At 71.5% G+C, this 17,046-nt stretch carries 12 protein-coding genes; 7 read left to right on the top strand and 5 right to left on the bottom strand.

Annotated features, from left to right (window positions below):
* Positions 1–14 precede the first annotated feature (14 nt).
* Genes OV090_RS45670 through OV090_RS45680 form a run of 3 tightly spaced genes read left to right on the top strand, consistent with a single transcriptional unit; the run spans position 15 to position 4,335 of the window.
* A complete protein-coding gene (locus tag OV090_RS45670; protein ID WP_267711305.1) occupies positions 15–2,726 on the top strand; it encodes a sensor histidine kinase KdpD in 2,712 nt (903 codons plus the stop codon).
* Positions 2,723–3,442, top strand: coding sequence for a response regulator (locus tag OV090_RS45675; RefSeq protein ID WP_096329922.1), 720 nt, complete (start codon positions 2,723–2,725; stop codon positions 3,440–3,442). The genes OV090_RS45670 and OV090_RS45675 overlap by 4 nt, the downstream gene beginning before the upstream one ends.
* Positions 3,439–4,335 (top strand): CHASE3 domain-containing protein, encoded by an 897-nt coding sequence (locus tag OV090_RS45680; protein ID WP_267711306.1) that lies wholly within the window; start codon positions 3,439–3,441, stop codon positions 4,333–4,335. The genes OV090_RS45675 and OV090_RS45680 overlap by 4 nt, the downstream gene beginning before the upstream one ends.
* Positions 4,336–4,765: 430 nt before the next feature.
* On the opposite strand, the gene OV090_RS45685 is transcribed toward OV090_RS45680, so the two are convergent.
* Both OV090_RS45685 and OV090_RS45690 read right to left on the bottom strand, forming a co-directional pair.
* A complete protein-coding gene (locus tag OV090_RS45685; protein ID WP_267711307.1) occupies positions 4,766–5,245 on the bottom strand; it encodes a hypothetical protein in 480 nt (159 codons plus the stop codon).
* A gap of 295 nt (positions 5,246–5,540) precedes the next feature.
* Entirely contained in the window at positions 5,541–5,915 is a 375-nt protein-coding gene (locus tag OV090_RS45690) for a hypothetical protein (protein WP_267711308.1), read from the bottom strand.
* 244 nt (positions 5,916–6,159) lie between these two features.
* On the opposite strand from OV090_RS45690, the gene OV090_RS45695 reads away from it, so the two are divergent.
* From OV090_RS45695 to OV090_RS45705, 3 genes are all read left to right on the top strand, one after another.
* The gene (locus OV090_RS45695) at positions 6,160–7,965 is read left to right on the top strand and encodes a hypothetical protein (protein WP_267711309.1); all 1,806 of its coding nucleotides are present in this window, start codon (positions 6,160–6,162) and stop codon (positions 7,963–7,965) included.
* Positions 7,966–8,190: 225 nt separating this feature from the next.
* On the top strand, positions 8,191–9,348 hold the full coding sequence (locus OV090_RS45700) for a PepSY-associated TM helix domain-containing protein (RefSeq protein ID WP_267711310.1): 1,158 nt from the start codon (positions 8,191–8,193) through the stop codon (positions 9,346–9,348).
* Positions 9,335–9,493, top strand: coding sequence for a hypothetical protein (locus OV090_RS45705; RefSeq protein WP_267711311.1), 159 nt, complete (start codon positions 9,335–9,337; stop codon positions 9,491–9,493). The genes OV090_RS45700 and OV090_RS45705 overlap by 14 nt, the downstream gene beginning before the upstream one ends.
* 164 nt (positions 9,494–9,657) lie before the next feature.
* On the opposite strand, the gene OV090_RS45710 is transcribed toward OV090_RS45705, so the two are convergent.
* Genes OV090_RS45710 through OV090_RS45720 form a run of 3 tightly spaced genes read right to left on the bottom strand, consistent with a single transcriptional unit; the run spans position 9,658 to position 14,731 of the window.
* Positions 9,658–11,076, bottom strand: coding sequence for a phosphotransferase (locus tag OV090_RS45710; RefSeq protein ID WP_267711312.1), 1,419 nt, complete (start codon positions 11,074–11,076; stop codon positions 9,658–9,660).
* A complete protein-coding gene (gene treS / locus OV090_RS45715; protein WP_267711316.1) occupies positions 11,073–12,740 on the bottom strand; it encodes a maltose alpha-D-glucosyltransferase in 1,668 nt (555 codons plus the stop codon). Before treS ends, OV090_RS45710 begins: the two co-directional genes overlap by 4 nt.
* Positions 12,737–14,731: an alpha-1,4-glucan--maltose-1-phosphate maltosyltransferase gene (locus OV090_RS45720; RefSeq protein ID WP_267711317.1), complete on the bottom strand. Its 1,995-nt coding sequence runs from the start codon at positions 14,729–14,731 to the stop codon at positions 12,737–12,739. Before OV090_RS45720 ends, treS begins: the two co-directional genes overlap by 4 nt.
* A gap of 55 nt (positions 14,732–14,786) precedes the next feature.
* Between OV090_RS45720 and OV090_RS45725 the strand changes: the two genes are divergently transcribed.
* Positions 14,787–16,946, top strand: coding sequence for a bifunctional alpha,alpha-trehalose-phosphate synthase (UDP-forming)/trehalose-phosphatase (locus OV090_RS45725; RefSeq protein WP_267711318.1), 2,160 nt, complete (start codon positions 14,787–14,789; stop codon positions 16,944–16,946).
* The last annotated feature ends 100 nt before the right edge of the window (positions 16,947–17,046 follow it).

The raw sequence follows: 17,046 nt of genomic DNA on the forward strand, positions 1-17,046 counted from the left end.
TCGAGGAGAGGAGCGTGTCCGACTCGCGGCGCGGGCGGCTGACGCTGTACTTCGGGGCGGCGCCCGGAGTCGGCAAGACCTACGCCATGCTCGAGGCGGCCCAGCGCCTGCGCCGGCAGGGCGTCGACATCGTGCTCGGCGCGGTCGACACCCACGGCCGGCCGGAGGTCGCCGAGCTGCTGCTCGGGCTCGAGCGCCTGCCGCCGCGCACCGTCGAGATCCGCAACAAGGTCATCGAGGAGTTCCACCTCGACGCGGCGCTGGTGCGCCGGCCGAGCCTCGTGGTCGTCGACGACCTCGGGCACGTCAACGCGACCGGCTCGCGCCACAGCCAGCGTTGGCACGACGTCGTCGACCTGCTGGCGGCCGGCGTCGACGTGATGTCGACGCTGTGCGTGCAGCAGCTCGAGAGCCAGCACGACGTGGTCCAGCAGATCACGTCGATGCGGGTCCGCGAGCCGGTGCCCGACGCGATGTTCGAGCGCGCCGACCACGTCGAGTTCATCGACCCGCCGGCCAAGGAGATCCTGGCGCGCCTGCAGGACGGCAAGGTCTACATCCCCGAGCAGGACGCCCGCGCGGCGGCGGCGATGTACCGCAAGAACAGCCTGCTGGCGCTGCGCGAGCTGGCGCTGCGGCGCATGTCCCAACGGACAGGTCGTGAGAACCTGATCTACCGCAGCGCCCCGCGGCTCGGCGCCGGGCCGGTGTCGGAGCGGATCCTCGTGTGCGTCGACCCGAGCCCGCTGGGGCCGCGGCTCATCCGCGCGGCCTTCCGCATGGCCACCGGCCTGCGCGCCGAGTGGCTGGCGCTGTACGTCGAGACGCCGCGGCTGGCGCTGGCCGGCGAGTCGGCGCGGGCCCAGGTCGGCGAGACCTTGCGGCTGGCCGAGCAGCTCGGGGCCGAGGTCGTCCACATCAGCGGCGCCCGCATCGACCGCGAGATCCTCGGCTTCGCCCGCGCCCGCGGCGCGACCCGCCTCATCATCGGCAAGCCGATGCAGCACCGCTGGCGCGACCTGCTGCGCGGCTCGCTGGTCGACGCCCTGGTGCGCGGCTCGGGCGACCTCGACGTCCACGTGATCGCCGGCGACGTCGCCCCGCACGAGGTCTCGCCGGTGCCCGCGCTGCGCTCGCCGCTCCGCATCGCCGCCTACTTCTGGGCCGCGCTGACGGTGGCCAGCATCGCCGCGACGCGGCTGCTGCACCTGCCGCTGTTCTACGTGATCGTGCTGCTGCTGGTCGGCATCGCGCTGGTCGGCTCGCGCCTCGGCCGCGGGCCGGCGCTCGGGGCGGCGCTGCTCAGCATCCTCGCGGTCGAGACGTCGCTGCGGCAGGGCCCCGACGTGAACCACATCGACGACCTGCAGCGGGCGGCGATCTACCTCGGCATGCTGGTGCTGGCGCTGTGGGTCTCGGGCCTGACCGAGCTCAGCCGCCGCCAGGCCGAGGCCGCGCGCATCGACGAGCGGCGGCTGACCGCGCTGTACCTGCTGAGCCGCGAGCTGTCGCAGCTGCGCAGCGAGGTCGACCTCGCCGAGTGCGCGATCCGACATGTCAAAAAGACCATGTCCGCACGGACAGTCATCCTCCTGCCCGGGCACGACGGCGAGCTGGCGCCGATGGCCGGGACCGACGTCGAGCTGACCACCGACGCGCGCGAAGAAGGCGTGGCGCGCTGGGCGTTCGAACACGGGCCGGCCGGGCGCGGGACCGAGACGCTGAAGGCCGCGCAGGCGCTGTACCTGCCGCTGACGGCCGCGGGCCGCACGATCGGGGTCCTCGGCGTCGCCCCCGACGACCCCGACAAGCTGGCCAGCCCGGCCGAGCGCCAGCTGCTCGACGCCATGACCGGGCCGGTGGCGCTGGCGCTGCAGCGCGTCCGCCTGGCCGAGGAGGCCCAGATCGCGGAGGTCCGCGCGCGCGAGGAGGAGCTGCGCGGCTCGCTGCTGTCGTCCGTCAGCCACGACCTGCGCACGCCGCTCGCCTCGATCACCGGGGCCGCCAGCGCGATGATGGACAGCGGCGACGCGATCGCGCCGGAGACGCGGCGCGACCTGCTGCAGACCATCTACGAGGAGGCCGAGCGGCTCGGGCGGCTGGTCGGCAACCTGCTCGACATGACCCGCCTCGAGGCCGGCGCCGTGGCCCTGCGGACCGACTGGGTCGCGCTCGAGGACCCGATCGGCTCGGCCCTGTCGCGCCTCGACCGCCGACTGGCGGGGCGCGAGGTGCAGGTCACGCTGCAGCCCGAGCTGCCGCTCTTGCCGCTCGACGAGGTGCTGTTCGAGCAGCTCATCCTCAACCTGCTCGAGAACGCGTGCAAGCACACGCCCGCGGGCAGCCCCGTGCGGATGGTGGCACGAGTGCAGGCCGGGCGGGTGCTGGTCGAGGTCGCGGACCGCGGGCCGGGGCTGCCGGCCGGCGAGGAGGAGACGATCTTCGAGAAGTTCGTGCGCGGCAGCAAGGCCAACACCCAGGGCTTCGGGCTCGGCCTGGCGATCTGTCGGGCGATCGCCGCGGCCCACGGCGGCGAGATCACGGCCGAAAACCGCGCCGGTGGCGGCGCGGTGTTCCGGATCAGCCTGCCCATCGGCACCCCCCCGCCGGAACCCGGCCCCGACACCTCGCTCGCGTCGATGAGCGGCCCCCAGGGCGTGCTACACAACACGGCGAAGATCCTGCTCCACCAGGCGTCGGGTCTGGAGGCGGAGACGACGACATGAGCGAACAGGGCCCATTGGTACTCATCGTCGAGGACGAAGCGCCGCTGCGGCGGTTCCTGCGGGCGGCGCTGGTCGCCCAGAACTACCGCCTGGTCGAGGCCGAGACGGCCGCCGAGGGGCTGCAGCGAGCGACCGAGCACAACCCGGACATCGTCCTGCTCGACCTCGGCCTGCCGGACGGCGACGGGCTCGACGTCACCTCGCGGCTGCGCGAGTGGACGCGGGTGCCGATCATCGTGCTGTCGGCGCGCGGGCAGGAGCGCGACAAGGTGCAGGCGCTCGACGCCGGCGCCGACGATTACCTGACCAAGCCGTTCGGCACCAGCGAGCTGCTGGCGCGGATCCGGGTGGCCCTGCGGCGGGTCGCCGAGCGCACGCCGACCGAGGAGCCGATCGTGTCGCTCGGCGAGGTCACGGTCGACCTGGCGCGCCGCCTCGTCACTCGCGCGGGCAAGCCGGTCCACCTGACGCCGCACGAGTACAAGCTGCTCACCACCCTGCTCAAATACGCCGGCAAGGTCGTGACCCACAAGCAGCTGCTCAAGGAAGTCTGGGGCCCGCAGGCGGTCAGCCAGACCCACTACCTCCGCGTCTACATGGCCCAGCTGCGCCAGAAGCTCGAGGGCGACCCGGCCCGCCCGCGCTACCTGACGACCGAGCCGGGCGTCGGTTATCGCCTGCGCTCCGAAGACGACATCGCCGGAGGCGCCTCATGACCGCTCGCTCCGCCGCGCGCGACCTGCACGCCTCGCTGTTCGACACGACGCAGGCGCTGCCCGCCGTGGCCGACGAGCTGCCGGTGCCGCGCCTGCGCCGGCTGATGCTGAAGGCGCTGGTCCTGCCGCTCGCGGTGATGCTGCTGCTGTGCGCCCTGCTGGCCTTCAAGCTGGTGGCCGCGGCCGAAGACGGGGCCGAGGCGGCCCGCGCCCGCACCGTCATCGCCGAGGCCAACCGCGTCCAGCGGCTCGTCATCGACCAGGAGGCCGCGCTGCGCGGCTACGTGATCGATCATGAGGACATGTTCCTTCCGCCCTTGCACTTGGGACATGTGATGGTCCCGCCGGCGCTGCGCCGCCTGGCCGAGCTGACCGCCGGCGACCCCGAGCAGGAGGCCCGCGCCGCCGCGCTGGCGGCCGCCTACGGGCGCTGGGCCGGAGCCACCGGGCTGGCGCCGACTGCGACCCGCTCGGGCGGCCCGCTGGTGCGGCCCGGCGAGGCGTCGCGGCTGCAGCTGGCCGCGCGCGAGGCCCAGCTCGACGCGGTGCGTCAGCTGGTGCGCCAGCTCGTCGACGCCGAGGACCAGCGGCTGCGCGACGGCGAGGCGGCCGGCGGCTGGTCGCTCGGCGCCACGGTGCTCGGCGGGGCGATCGCCCTGGCCCTGATCGGCTTCACCACCTCGGTGCTGCGGCGATCGATCCGCCGCATGGAGGGCATCTACGCCAAGGCGCTGGCGCTGCGCCGCCACAGCGAGGCCAACGAGCGCGCGGCCAGGCAGTCGGCCGAAGCCCTGGCCGCCGAGGTCACGGCCCAGAGCCGCGAGCTGCAGACCCGCTTCCGGGCGATGCGCGGCGAGCTCGAGCTGGCGCGGGTGCACCTGCGAACCGGCTGACTCCTCGGACAGATTTTCATTGATGTGTCCTTCGGGACATGATGTCTTTTTGGGCATGTCAGCGCAGGATTGAGATGGATATCTCGCGCCGGCAGACGGGCGCACGAGCTCACGAGTCGGCGGTCGAGCGGACGGCCGGCGGTCGCCCGCTCGACTGGAGCGCCTCGGGCCGCTGTCGCTATTCTGTGTGACTTCCAGTGAAGCGAATTGGACCTCGTTCGCCGCCACGCCCCGGCGGTTGAGCAGCAGCGGGCGTCCAGCGGTGGACCCCGTTCGCCGCCACGCTGGGCGGCCGAGCGCATGTGGGCGTCTCGCGGTGGACCTCGTTCGCCGCCACCCCCGGTGATCGAGCAGGCCTCCGACGATCGACCCCGTTCCCCGCCACGCCCCGGCGATCGAGCAGACCTCCGACGATCGACCCCGTTCGCCGCTACGCCCGCGCGGCCGGGCGTCGGCGGGTCGTCTTCTTCGCGGCGGTCTTGCTCGTGCGTCGCTCGCGGCTCTCGCTCTGCACCGATTCGGGGGCGCGGGCCCGGACGCGCGGGGCCGAGGTGATTTCCTGCTCCTGCGCCTTGCCGCGGGCCCGGGCGACCTTCTTGACCGGCTTGGCCCGGGAGCTCGCCGCTTTCTTCGCGGCGGTCTTCGAGGCCCGCTTCGCGGGCGGCGGCAGCTCGGCGGCCTTGCGCGCCCGGACCTTCGGGCTCGCGGCCTTCTGCGCCGCGACCGTCTTCTTGGCGCTCTTCTTGCCGGTCCCGGCCTGCTTGCCCGTGGGCTTCTTGCTGGCCGCCTTGCCGGCCGCTTGCTTGCGCTTGCCCGGTCCGGCCGCGGTCTTCTCGTCGGCCCGCTTCGGCTTCTGCTTCGACGCGTCGTCCGACGATCGCCTGTCCCTTCTGGTGGTGCGAGTTGGCATGGCTCTCTCTCCTGAGAGTGCTGTACATGCAAGCGAGCGCGAGGCTACACGCGTCACGCCAAGGGGACGGCGGTCTCCCGGCATGGCGAATCGGACAGGTCGGCCGGGCCTGCCTCGCCGCCAGAGTGGATGTGCGCGGGAGCCGCGTCACCGCGCCCGAGCGGCCGCCCCGGAGGATGTCGTTCGCCACGACGCGGGATGCAGGCCCACGCAGGGGAAGCGCAGCCGTCGAGCGACGGGCGTGTGCACGCCGGAAAGCCCGAGAGGACGCACTGCCGATCGCTCGCGCTCGAGGTCAGACGTCGGCGACCCCGGCGAAGGCGCGCCTGTACAGCCAGGTCTTGACGTCCTCCTGGCTCATGCACCAAAGCAAGTAAGCGCCGAACACGAACGGCACCGCCAGTTGCAGCTGCAAGGTCAGCGGCAGGTAGGAGATGAGCGCGCCGACCTGAAACACGCCGAGCAGGCCGACCAGGAGGTTGAGCACGCCGACCACCACGGCCAGCGTCCGCGCGCTCTCGCTGCCTCGCACGAGGCCGACCACGAGGAACAGCTTGAGCGCGAGGTTGACGTAATTGGGGATCGTGTCATTCCCGTCGGCGATGTGCATGACCTGCATCAACGTGGCGAGGGCGAGGAGGACGAGGGCGACGATCAGCTTGACGGGCATGGGGGGGTGACCGGACGAGAACGCATCCGCACAGCCAGGTCAAGCGGATTGTCGGGCGCTGTGCGCCGGGGCGGAGACCCCGAGCATTCGCCGGGGGCGCTCTCTTTGCACCTTGTAGCATTGCCGACCCCGATCGGACGCGGCGCGAGATCGCCCACACTCGTCGGATTCGTCGTGATACGCTGCGTCGCTCGGATAGACTGCTCGCCACGCTGCCGCCGTGCCTCGCGGCAATCGACATATCATGCTTCATAACCGCATTCCCTCGCTCCTGACCGTCGCGCTCGCCTTACAATCCGCCGGTTGCGGCGACGACTCCGGCGATTTCGCCGACTCCGCCAGCTCCAGCAGCTCCACGAGCGCCACCGGCGACACCACCGTCGACCCGCCCCCGCCGATCGGTAGCACCAGCCTCGACGAGTCTGCCAGCGGCACCGCGAGCGAGTCCGGCGCGACCGACGGCGTGACGTCGACCACCGGCACCAGCGAACCGCCCCCGCTGTCCACCGGCGAACCCGACACCATGACCTCCGGCGAACCCGGTACCACGACCACGACCTCCGGCGAACCCGATTCCACCACCACGACCTCCGGCGAACCCGATTCCACGACCACGACCACCGGCGAACCCGACACCACCACCACTACCGGCGACACAACCACCACCACCACTACTGGCGACACCACCACCACCACCGGCGAGCCCGACACCACCACCACTGAAAGCACCACCGGCGAGGTGATCGACTGTTCGGACGGGGTCGCCTGGACCCGCAACATCCTCACCAACGCCGGCTCGACGATGTTCGACGACATCCTGGCCGACCCGGACGGCAACCTGCTCGTCGCCGGTCGGTTATGGTCGGTCGCCGACTTCGGCGACGGCCCGGTGCAGTCCAGCGGGCCCGAGGACGCGTTCATCGCCAAGTACGGGCCCACGGGCGATCTGCTGTGGGTCCGCACCTACGGCAACGAATACGAACAGCGCGCCCGCGGCCTCGCGCTCGCGCCGAACGGCGACATCCTGGTGACCGGCAGCTTCCGCGGGCAGATCGATCTCGGCGGCGGTCCTTTCGTCAGCGCCGGCTACGAGGACGTGTTTCTGGCCAGGCTGACGTCCGCCGGCGAACACGTGTGGAGCCACGCGTTCGGCAGTCAGGGCCTCGACCACGGCCTGCGCGTCGCCAGCGACGGCGCCGGCGACGTGATCCTGGCGGTCCAGGCCGACGCCGGTATCGACTTCGGCGACGGCGTGCCGGGCCCTGACGACTCGGTGCATCTGGCCAAATTCAGCTCGGCCGGCGCGCTCCTGTGGCGCCGCACGTACACCGCCAAGGGCCTGCTCGGGCGCAGCGTGGCCGTCGACCCGGCCGACGAGGTCGTGTTCGTCGGCGAGTTCAACAAGCCCGTCGACTTCGGCGGCGGCCTCGACTCTCCCCTCGCCGGCAACAACGTCTTCGTCCTGAAGCTCGACGCCGACGGGCAATTCATCTGGCTGCGCCAGAACGCCGGCACGCCGAGCGGCGGCAAGCCGTTCGTCACCGGCGTCGACATCGACGCCGCCGGCGCCATCCACCTCGCCGGCTGGTACTGGGGCAGCATCGGCTTCGGCGGCCCGCTTCTCTTCTCCCAGGGCGGATTCGACGGGTGGATCGCCGCGCTCTCGCCCGCCGGCGATCACCTCACCAGCAGCGTCCACGGCAGCGGCCCGACCCACTGGCAGTTCGCCAGCGACATCGCCACCAACAGCGCCGGCGTGACCGCCGTGGCCGGCAACTTCGTCGGGCCGATGAGCTTCGGCGACACGTTGCTCGCCACCGTCGACAACGACAGCTACGACGCCTGGGTCACCCGCCAGGCCCCCGACGCCTCGTTCGAGCTGGTGCGCGGCTTCGGCGGCCTAGGCTCCCAGTACGGCGACGTGGTGGACCTCGGCGAGGACGGCAGCGTCTGGCTCGGCGGGGTCTACAGTCATCCGTTCCCCGCCGGCGACGACGTCCTGACGCCCGCGGAGGGCTGGAGCGCCTACCTGCTGCGCCTGTGCCCGTGAGCGGCGAGTTTTAAAATGTCCATGAGGACATGCTCGATAGGGCATGACCTCAGGGACATCCGATGGCAGCGCGATCCGTGGACCCAACGGGACGCCGGCCCTGGGTGCCGGCCTCGAGGCGGTGGTCGAGCCGTGTTCGCCGACAGACCGTGGTCCGTGACTCAGAACAACGTTCTGCCCGTTGATCACCGCCCATTTTTCTGATATTGATTGTCAAAATCACCCGTGACCGCTCCCGTCTCACGCTGGTTCCGCTTCAACCTCCGGCTCCACCGCTGGACCAGCGTCATCGCCACCTTGCCGCTCCTGGTGCTGTGTTTGACGGGCACCGTCCTGATCTTCCGCGAGGAGATCGACGCTGCGCTGGGGGTCGTGCCGGGCGGCACCGGCGAGGGCGAGCAGCGGGTCGCCGAGTGCCTGGCCACGCTCGAGCGCAGCTTCCCGGACCAGCGGGTGCTCAGCGTCGGCTTCGACCCTCTGAACCACCCGGGCGTCATGCTCGGGGTGGTCGCCGCGCCCGAGGACACCGGCTTCGACCGCGCGCGCCTGGCCTACTTCGACCTCGCCAGCGGGCGGATGATCGGCGACGAGGACCCGGCAGAGAGCTTCACCGGCGTGCTGTTCGAGCTGCACGCCGAGTGGTTCCTCGGGCCCGTCGGGCGGCTCCTCGGCGCGTTGATCGGCCTCCTGGTGGTCGTCTCGCTGGTCTCGGGGCTCGTGATCTACGCCCCCTACGTGCGGCGGATCGCCTACGGCTTCATCCGCGTCGGCCGCGGCGCCCGCTTGAAGCAGCTCGACCTCCACAACTTCGTCGGCGCGGTCGTGCTCGGCTGGGCCTTCGTCGTCAGCGTGTCCGGCTTCCTGCTCGGCTTCAGCACCATCGCCCTCGGCGTGTGGCAGGTGACCGACCTCGCCGCCATCCGCGCGGAGTACCAGGGCGCCGCGCCGGTCGACGTCCTGCGCCCGCCCGTGTCGGCCCTGCGGGTCATCGAGGTCGCCACGGCGCACGCGCAGCCGGGCTGGGGCGTCCGCTCCGTCCTCTACCCCGGCATGGACCTCACCACGCCGGCCCACTACGCGGTGCTGCTCGGCGGCTCGGAGGGGCTCGACGCGCGCATGATCGACGCGGTGATGATCGACGCCCACACCGGCGAGGTCGCCCGCGACGTCGCCCTGCCGAATTACCTGCACGCGATGTTCCTGTCCGAGCCGCTGCACTTCGGCGACTACGGCGGCCTGCCGCTCAAGCTGCTGTGGAGCGCCTGCAACCTGCTGACCCTGTTCATCACCGCCAACGGCGCGTGGCTGTTCTTCGACCGCCGCCGGGCCCAGCGCCTGCGGCCCGGCCGCGCCGCGGAGGGAGTCGGCGATGAAGAACCGTGAGCCGTGGCTCGGCCTGCTGACCGTCGCCGGCCTGACTGCGATGCTGCTCGGCGAGGGCCTCGTCGACGTCGCCGGCCTCGCCGTCGCGGTGGTGCCGCTGGCGTACGGCGGGCTGGCCTGGCGGCGGGCGCGGCGGCCGTCCTGAGAGCATGTCCTTCAGGACATGCTCCTAGAGACATATCATCATGTCACGCCGAGGCGCGGATACCGGACGCGGCACCGACGCGTCCTGTCCATCGGGACATGCGCTTCGGGACAGGCTCGAACGCCCGGAGCATGTCCTTCAGGACATGCCCCGGGGACAATTAATTAAAATTGCGACGCGCGCGGCCAGGCGGGCAGCGTCGACGCCTCGCTGAGGGCCACCAGCGACTGCAGCGGGACCCACGCGAAGTCGGGGCGGTAGTCGAGCTCGTAGGCCAGCTCGTGGTAGCTGCGCTCGATCACGCAGGCGCGCAGCAGCGGCGACGCCTGGGCGGCGGGCAGCTGCGAGCCGGGCACCGCCGCCGCGTCGTAGCCGGCCAGGAACGCCGCCGACGTCGCCTCCTCCCAGGCCCGGCCGCCCTTGCCGACCATGCCGGCGTAGGCGAACGAGCGCAGCATGCCGGCGACGTCGCGCTGCGGCAGCTGTCGCAGGCTGCGCTCGGCCAGCGGTCGGGTCGGCTCGCCCTCGAAGTCGAGGATCGCCCACTGGCCAGCCGCCGGATCGTAGAGGCACTGGCCGAGGTGGTAGTCGCCGTGGATACGGATCTGCACGCCCGCGGCGGTGCGCAGGCGCTCCTCGGCGTCGGCCAGCAGGGCCTCGCTGCGCGACGCGGCGACCTCGGCGAGCGCGCGGAGCTCGGTCGGCAGGCCGCGGTAGCGGTTGGCCAGGCGCCCGAGCGCCGACGCGGCGGTCTGGCGCAGGCCGGCCACCCAGCGGGCCCGGTCGGCGGCCACCACCGCGCGGGTCGCCATCCCGCTCGCCTCGTCGTCGGTGGCCAGCGCCTCGTGCAGCGCCCGCGTGGCGGCCCCGAGCGCGCGCGCCGGCCCGGTCATGTCGGCGCAGCCGAGCGCGTAGGTCCAGCCGTCGACGCGCCCGGGCAAGAACGCGTGAAGCACCCCGGCCGCGGCCACGCCCTCGCCGGTGTCGACCGTCAGCTCGGCCAGCAGCGGCGGCGCGTACGGGAAGTTGCGCGACGCGAGGAAGCGGCCGAGCTCGATCTCCGGGTGGCGGCCGACCTCGATGCGACGGAACAGTTTGAACACGCCGGCCTCGCCGAGCACCGCCGCGGTGTTGCTCTGCTCGCCGCCGATCAGGCGCACGCCGGTCAGCGGGCCCACCTCGCCCAGGCCCGCGCTGGCGCGCGCGGACCACTGGGCGCCCTGGCCGGGGAAGCCGGCGCCGGCGCGCAGGGCCGCCGCCAGGACCTCCAGCACCTCGGGCGCGTCGCTGGCATCGACCAGGACGACCCGGCCGCCCTTGGACCGCAGTTCGATGCTGTGCTTCGGGACATGTCCTTCAGAACCTGTCCCCTCGACCTTCTGCGCGCGCAGCAGCACCTGGGTGATCCACGGCCGCTCGGCCTCGGCGGCGAGCAGGCACAGGGCCGCGTCTTCGCCGACCTTCGCGGCGCCGACCAGCTTGACGGCGCGGGCGCCGGCGGGGAACCACCGGCGCCCGGCGAGGAACGCCAGCCATGTCTCGGAGGACAGGTCGGCGAGGGCCGTCAAGTCGAGCGCGGTCACGTTGCCTCCGGGCGCCGGTCGGGCGCCTGCAGCGAGAACCAGAAGAACGCGTGCGGCGACATCGTCAGCAGGTACGGCAGCTGGCCGATGCGGGGGAACGGCCGGTCGCTCCACAGCTCGACCGGGGTCCAGCCGTCGAGGGCGCGCAGGTCGAGCTCGGCGAACTGGGCGAAGCGCGACAGGTTGTGCACGCACAGCAGCAGCTCGTCGCCGTGGCGGCGGAAGAACGCCAGGACCGCGCGGTTCTCCGGGTAGAGCGCCTCGAAGCTGCCGCCGCCGAACGCCTGGAAGCGCCGGCGCACGCGGACCAGCCGGCGCATCCAGCGGAGCAGCGAGGTGCCGGTCCGCTCCTGGGCGTCGACGTTGATGTCGGAGAAGCTGTAGGGCGGGTCGACCAGCACCGGCGCGAACAGGGCGGCGCTGTCGGCCCGCGAGAACCCGGCGTTGCGGTCGGCGCTCCACTGCATCGGCGTGCGCACCCCGTTGCGGTCGCCGAGGAAGATGTTGTCGCCCATCCCGAGCTCGTCGCCGTAGTAGATGATCGGCGTGCCCGGCATCGCCATCAGCAGCGCCGACATCAGCTCGATCTGCCGCCGGCCGTTGTCCATCAGCGGCGCCAGCCGGCGGCGGATGCCGATGTTGATGCGCATCCGCGGGTCCCTGGCGTACTCGCGGTACATGTAGTCGCGCTCCTCGTCGGTCACCATCTCGAGCGTCAGCTCGTCGTGGTTGCGCAGGAACATCGCCCACTGCGAGTTATCCGGGATCGCCGGCGTGCGCGCCAGGATCTCGACGATCGGGGTGCGGTCCTCGCGGCGCAGCGCCATGTACATGCGCGGCATCAGCGGGAAGTGGAACGCCATGTGGCACTCCGGCTCGGTCTCGCTGCCGAAGTACGGCAGCACGTCCTCGGGCCACTGGTTGGCCTCGGCGAGGAACACCCGCCCGGGGAACTCGGCGTCGAGCGCGGCCCGCATCTCGCGCAGCACCGCGTGCGTCTCCGGCAGGTTCTCGCAGCTCGTGCCCTCGCGCTCGCACAGGTACGGCACCGCGTCGAGGCGCAGGCCGTCGACGCCGAGCGCCAACCAGAAGCGCATGACGTCGAGCACCAGCTTGCGCACCGTCGGGTTGTCGAAGTTGAGGTCGGGCTGGTGGCTGAAGAAGCGGTGCCAGTAGAACTGGCCGGCCAGCGGGTCCCAGGCCCAGTTCGAGTTCTCGGTGTCGGTGAAGATGATGCGCGCCCCGGCGTAGCGGGTCGGGTCGTCGCTCCACACGTAGAGGTCGCGCTCGGGCGAGCCCTTCGGCGCCCGCCGGGCCCGCTGGAACCACGGGTGCTGGTCCGAGGTGTGGTTGATGACGAGCTCGGTGATGACCTTGAGCCCGCGCAGGTGCGCCTCGGCGAGGAAGCGCTTGAAGTCGTCCATCGTCCCGTAGCGAGGGTTTATCGACTCGTAGTCGGCGATGTCGTAGCCGTCGTCCTTGAGCGGCGACGGGTAGAACGGCAGCAGCCACAAGCACGTGACCCCGAGCTCGGCCAAATAGTCGAGTTTGGCGGTCAGCCCCGGGAAGTCACCGTATCCGTCGCCGTCGCTGTCGTGGAACGACTTGACGTGGAGCTGGTAGATGATGGCGTGCTTGTACCAGAGCGGTTCGTTTTCGCTCATGTGACCTCGACATCGATGTAATTGCGCACCAGTCGGAACAAGTGCCCGGGCTGAGCGGCAGGATCCAGCCGAACGTAGTTCCGGCTGCCTCTCCACTCGTATCGCGCGCCGGTGACCAGGTCCTCGACGACGTAGAGCTCGTCGGCGCCGATCCCGAGCGCCTCGAGGGGTACCTCGACCCACCCCTCCTGCTCCTTCGACCAGTCGCAGCTCACCGTGACCAGCACGTCACCGACTGGCCCGGCCGCGCGCTTGAGGTAGAACAGGATGTTCGGGTTGTCGCAGGGGTAAAACGTCAGGTTGTCGTAGCGCTGCAGCGCCGGGTGCTCGCGGCGCAGACGGTTGAGCTGGGTGATCTCGGCGGCCAGGCTGTCCTTGACGCTGTAGTCGCGGTGACGCAGCTCGTACTTCTCCGAGTCGAGGTACTCCTCCGAGCCGGCGCGCAGCGGCGTGTTCTCGCCGAGCTCGTAGCCGCTGTAGATGCCGTAGGTCGGCGCCAGAGTGGTCGCCAGCAGCAGGCGGATGCGGAACGCCGGCAGCCCGCCCTTCTGCAGGTGCTCGGGCAGGATGTCCGGCGTGTTGATGAAGAAGTTGCCGCGGTAGTACTCCTTCATCGGCCCCTGCGTCAGCTCGGTGAAGTACTCCTTGATCTCCTCCGCCGTCGTGCGCCACGTGAAGTACGTGTACGACTGCGTGAAGCCGGCCTTGGCCAGCCAGCGCATGCGCTTGGGCCGGGTGAACGCCTCGGCCAGGAACAGCACCTCGGGGTGCTGCTGCTGCACCTCGGCGATCAGCCACTCCCAGAACGCCAGCGCCTTGGTGTGCGGGTTGTCGACGCGGAAGATCGTCACCCCGTGCGCGACCCAGAACAGCACGATGTCCTTGCACGCCTGCCACAGCGCCTCGCGGTCGTCGCACCAGAAGTCCAGCGGATAGATGTCCTGGTACTTCTTCGGCGGGTTCTCGGCGTACTTGATGGTGCCGTCGGGGCGGACGAAGAACCACTCGGGGTGCTCCTTCAGCCACGGGTGATCGGGCGAGCACTGCAGCGCGTAGTCGAGGGCGATCTCGAGGCCGAGGCTCTTCGCGGTGCGGGCGAAGCGGTCCCACTCGGCCAGAGTGCCGAGCTCCGGCGCGACCGCGGTGTGGCCCCCGGCCTCGCCGCCGATCGCCCACGGGCTGCCGACGTCGCCCGCCTCGGCGGTGAGGCTGTTGTTCTTGCCCTTGCGCGAGGTCCGGCCGATCGGGTGGATCGGCGGCAGGTAGACCACGTCGAAGCCCATCGCGGCGATGCGGTAGAGCGCCCGCTCGGCGTCGACGAAGCGGCCGTGGACCCCGGGCTCGCCGCACGAGCGCGGGAAGAACTCGTACCAGCTGCCGAAGCGGGCGCGCGCGCGGTCGACCCGGACCGGCAACACGCGCGGGTGCTCGGTGCGGTCGTCCGGCGCGTGGTGCAGCGCCATCAGCGCTCGCAGCTCCGCGTTCTGCGCCGTGACCGCCCGCTCGGCCGGTCCGCGATCGGGGTCGCGTAATTCGTCGGCGAGCCGCATGAGCAAGCTCCTGTCGTCACCGTCAGCGGCGCGCGCGGCGGCGTCCACCATGACTGCCCCTTCGAGCAGCTCGGAGTGGATCGCCTGACCCGCGGCGAACTTCTTCTCGAGCTCGACTCGCCACGTGGTGAAGCGGTCGGTCCACGCCTCGACGGTGAACGACCACGTGCCGGCGCGGTCGAGCGGGACACGGGCGAACCAGCGGTCGCTGTCGTAGTCGTAGCGCAGCGGCATGGTCTGCCAAACGCCGTCAGGCCCGCACCAGCGCGCCTGTGCGGCCAGACGGTCGTGGCCGTCCTTGAAGATGTCGGCCTCGACCACCAGCTCGTCGCCGATGATGCGCTTGATCGCGTGACGACCGTCGTCGAGGGCCGGCGACACGGCCTCGATGATGATCCGTTCAGGGGTTCGGGAGAGGGAGCGGACGGCGTTCGGTGGCACGGCGGAGGTCGGGAGGCGAGTTGCCCGCCGGGGATGTAAGCGCAAACTCGGGACCATGTCACGCCTGCTCGTCGTCTCCAACCGCTTGCCCGTCACCGTGAGCGCCGCGCAGGGCGAGGCGATCGTGACCCCGAGTATGGGCGGCCTTTCGACGGGGCTCCGCGGACCCTTCGAGCGCTCGCAAGGGCTGTGGATCGGCTGGCCCGGGGACCTGTCCAAGCTCGGCGACGCAGCTCGCGCATCGGCCCTGAAGGAGCTGCAGGCCCTGCGCACGCTGCCGGTCGAGCTGACCGCCGACGAGCTCCGCCAGTACTACGAAGAATTCGCCAACGGCGTGCTGTGGCCGGTCTTCCACTACTTGCTCGACCGCATCCCGGTGCACTCCGGCGGCTGGGAGATGTACCGCCGCGTCAACGCCAAGTTCGCCGCCGCGGTCGCCGCGCAGTACCGCCCCGGCGACACCATCTGGGTTCACGACTACCAGCTCCTGCTCCTCCCCGGCATGCTGCGCGAACAGCTGCCCGACGCGCGGATCGGCTTCTTCCTCCACATCCCGTTCCCCGCCTCCGAGGTGTTCCGCATGCTGCCGTGGCGTGAAGATGTCCTTCGGGGCATGCTCGGCGCCGACCTCATCGGCTTTCACACGCCCTCGTACGCGCGCAACTTCGCCTCCGCGGTGGTGCGCCTGCTCGGCCACGAGCCGGTCGTCGACGAGCTCAGCGTCGCCGGGCGCAAGGTCCGCTTCCGGGCCTTCCCGATGGGCATCGACACCGAGACCTTCACCGCCGACGTCGAGCCGAGCGACGAGTCATTCCGGCCGCGACCCGGCGAGCACCTGCTGCTCGGCGTCGACCGCCTCGACTACACCAAGGGCATCCGCCGGCGCCTGTCGGCCGTCGAGCGCGTGCTGCAGCGCCGGCCCGACCTGCGCGGCAAGCTGCGGATGCTGCAGATCGCCGTGCCCTCGCGCGAGAAGGTCACCGCCTACCAGGACTACCGCCGCCGCGTCGAGGAGATGGTCGGCGCCATCAACGGCCGCTGCTCCTCCCTCACCGACGCGCCGATCCACTACATGTACCGCGGCTTCCCGCAGGAGCAGCTGATCGAGCTCTACCGCGCCGCCTCGGTCATGCTGGTCACCCCGACGCGCGACGGCATGAACCTGGTCGCCAAGGAGTTCGCGGCCGCGCGGACCGACGGCGACGGCGTGCTGGTGCTGAGCGAGTTCGCCGGGGCCGCCGAGGAGATGCCCGAGGCGCTGCAGGTCAACCCGTTCGACGTCGACGGGATGGCGCAGGCGATCGAGCAGGCGATCGACATGGCGGAGGGCGAGCGGCGCAGCCGCATGGCGGGCCTGCGCGCCCGCGTGCTCCGCTTCGACGTCCACCGCTGGACCGAGGACTTCCTGGCCGCGCTGGCCGACACCGAGCTCGGCTCGCCCGCCCTGCCCGCGCCGCCGCTGGCCGCCGGGGCGGTCGCCGAGGCCGCCCGCGCCGCCGCGCTGGCCGGTCGCCGCGTCGTCCTCCTGCTCGACTACGACGGCACCCTGGTCCCGATCGCCCCCCGCCCCGAGCTCGCCGCCCCCGACCGCGAGCTGCTGCGGCTGCTCGAGAAGCTGTCTTCAAAGTCATGTCTCTCGGTGCATGTCCTCTCGGGCAGGCCGTACCCCGACGTCGAGCGCTGGCTCGGCGGGCTGCGCATCAACCTCCACGCCGAGCACGGCATGTACTCGCGGGTCGACGGCGGCTGGCGGGCCCGCGGCGCGGTGCCGGAGGACCTGCGCGAGAAGGTCCTGGCGACGCTCGAGCGGGTGGCCGCCAACACCCCGGGCAGCCACGTCGAGCTCAAGGCGGCCGGCCTGGCCTGGCACTACCGCCTGGCCGAGCGCGAGCAGGGCGCCCACCAGGCCCGCGAGCTGCGGCTGCACCTGCGCGAGCTGCTGGTCGGCACGCCGCTCGAGGTCCTGCTCGGCGACAAGGTCGTCGAGGTCCGCCCGCGCGGGGTCCACAAGGGCCTCATCACCCGCGAGGTGGTCCGCCCCGGCGACCTGGTGATCGTCGTCGGCGACGACCGCACCGACGAGGACATGTTCAACGCCGCCCCCGAGGGCGCCTTCACCGTCAAGGTCGGCCCCGGCGCCACCGCGGCCAGGAGCCGCGTCCAGGACGTCGCCGGCACCCGCGGCCTCCTGCGCGCGCTCGCCGAGCAGCTGTGAACCATGTGACTCGAAGGCCATGTCCAGGAGGACATGGCTGGAGGCGTTCAGGCCGGGTCCGCTCGACGGTCCCCGGTCGACGGATATCCGTCGTGGACCC

Source organism: Nannocystis sp. RBIL2 (genome assembly GCF_026626745.1).
Lineage (GTDB): Bacteria > Myxococcota_A > Polyangia > Nannocystales > Nannocystaceae > Nannocystis.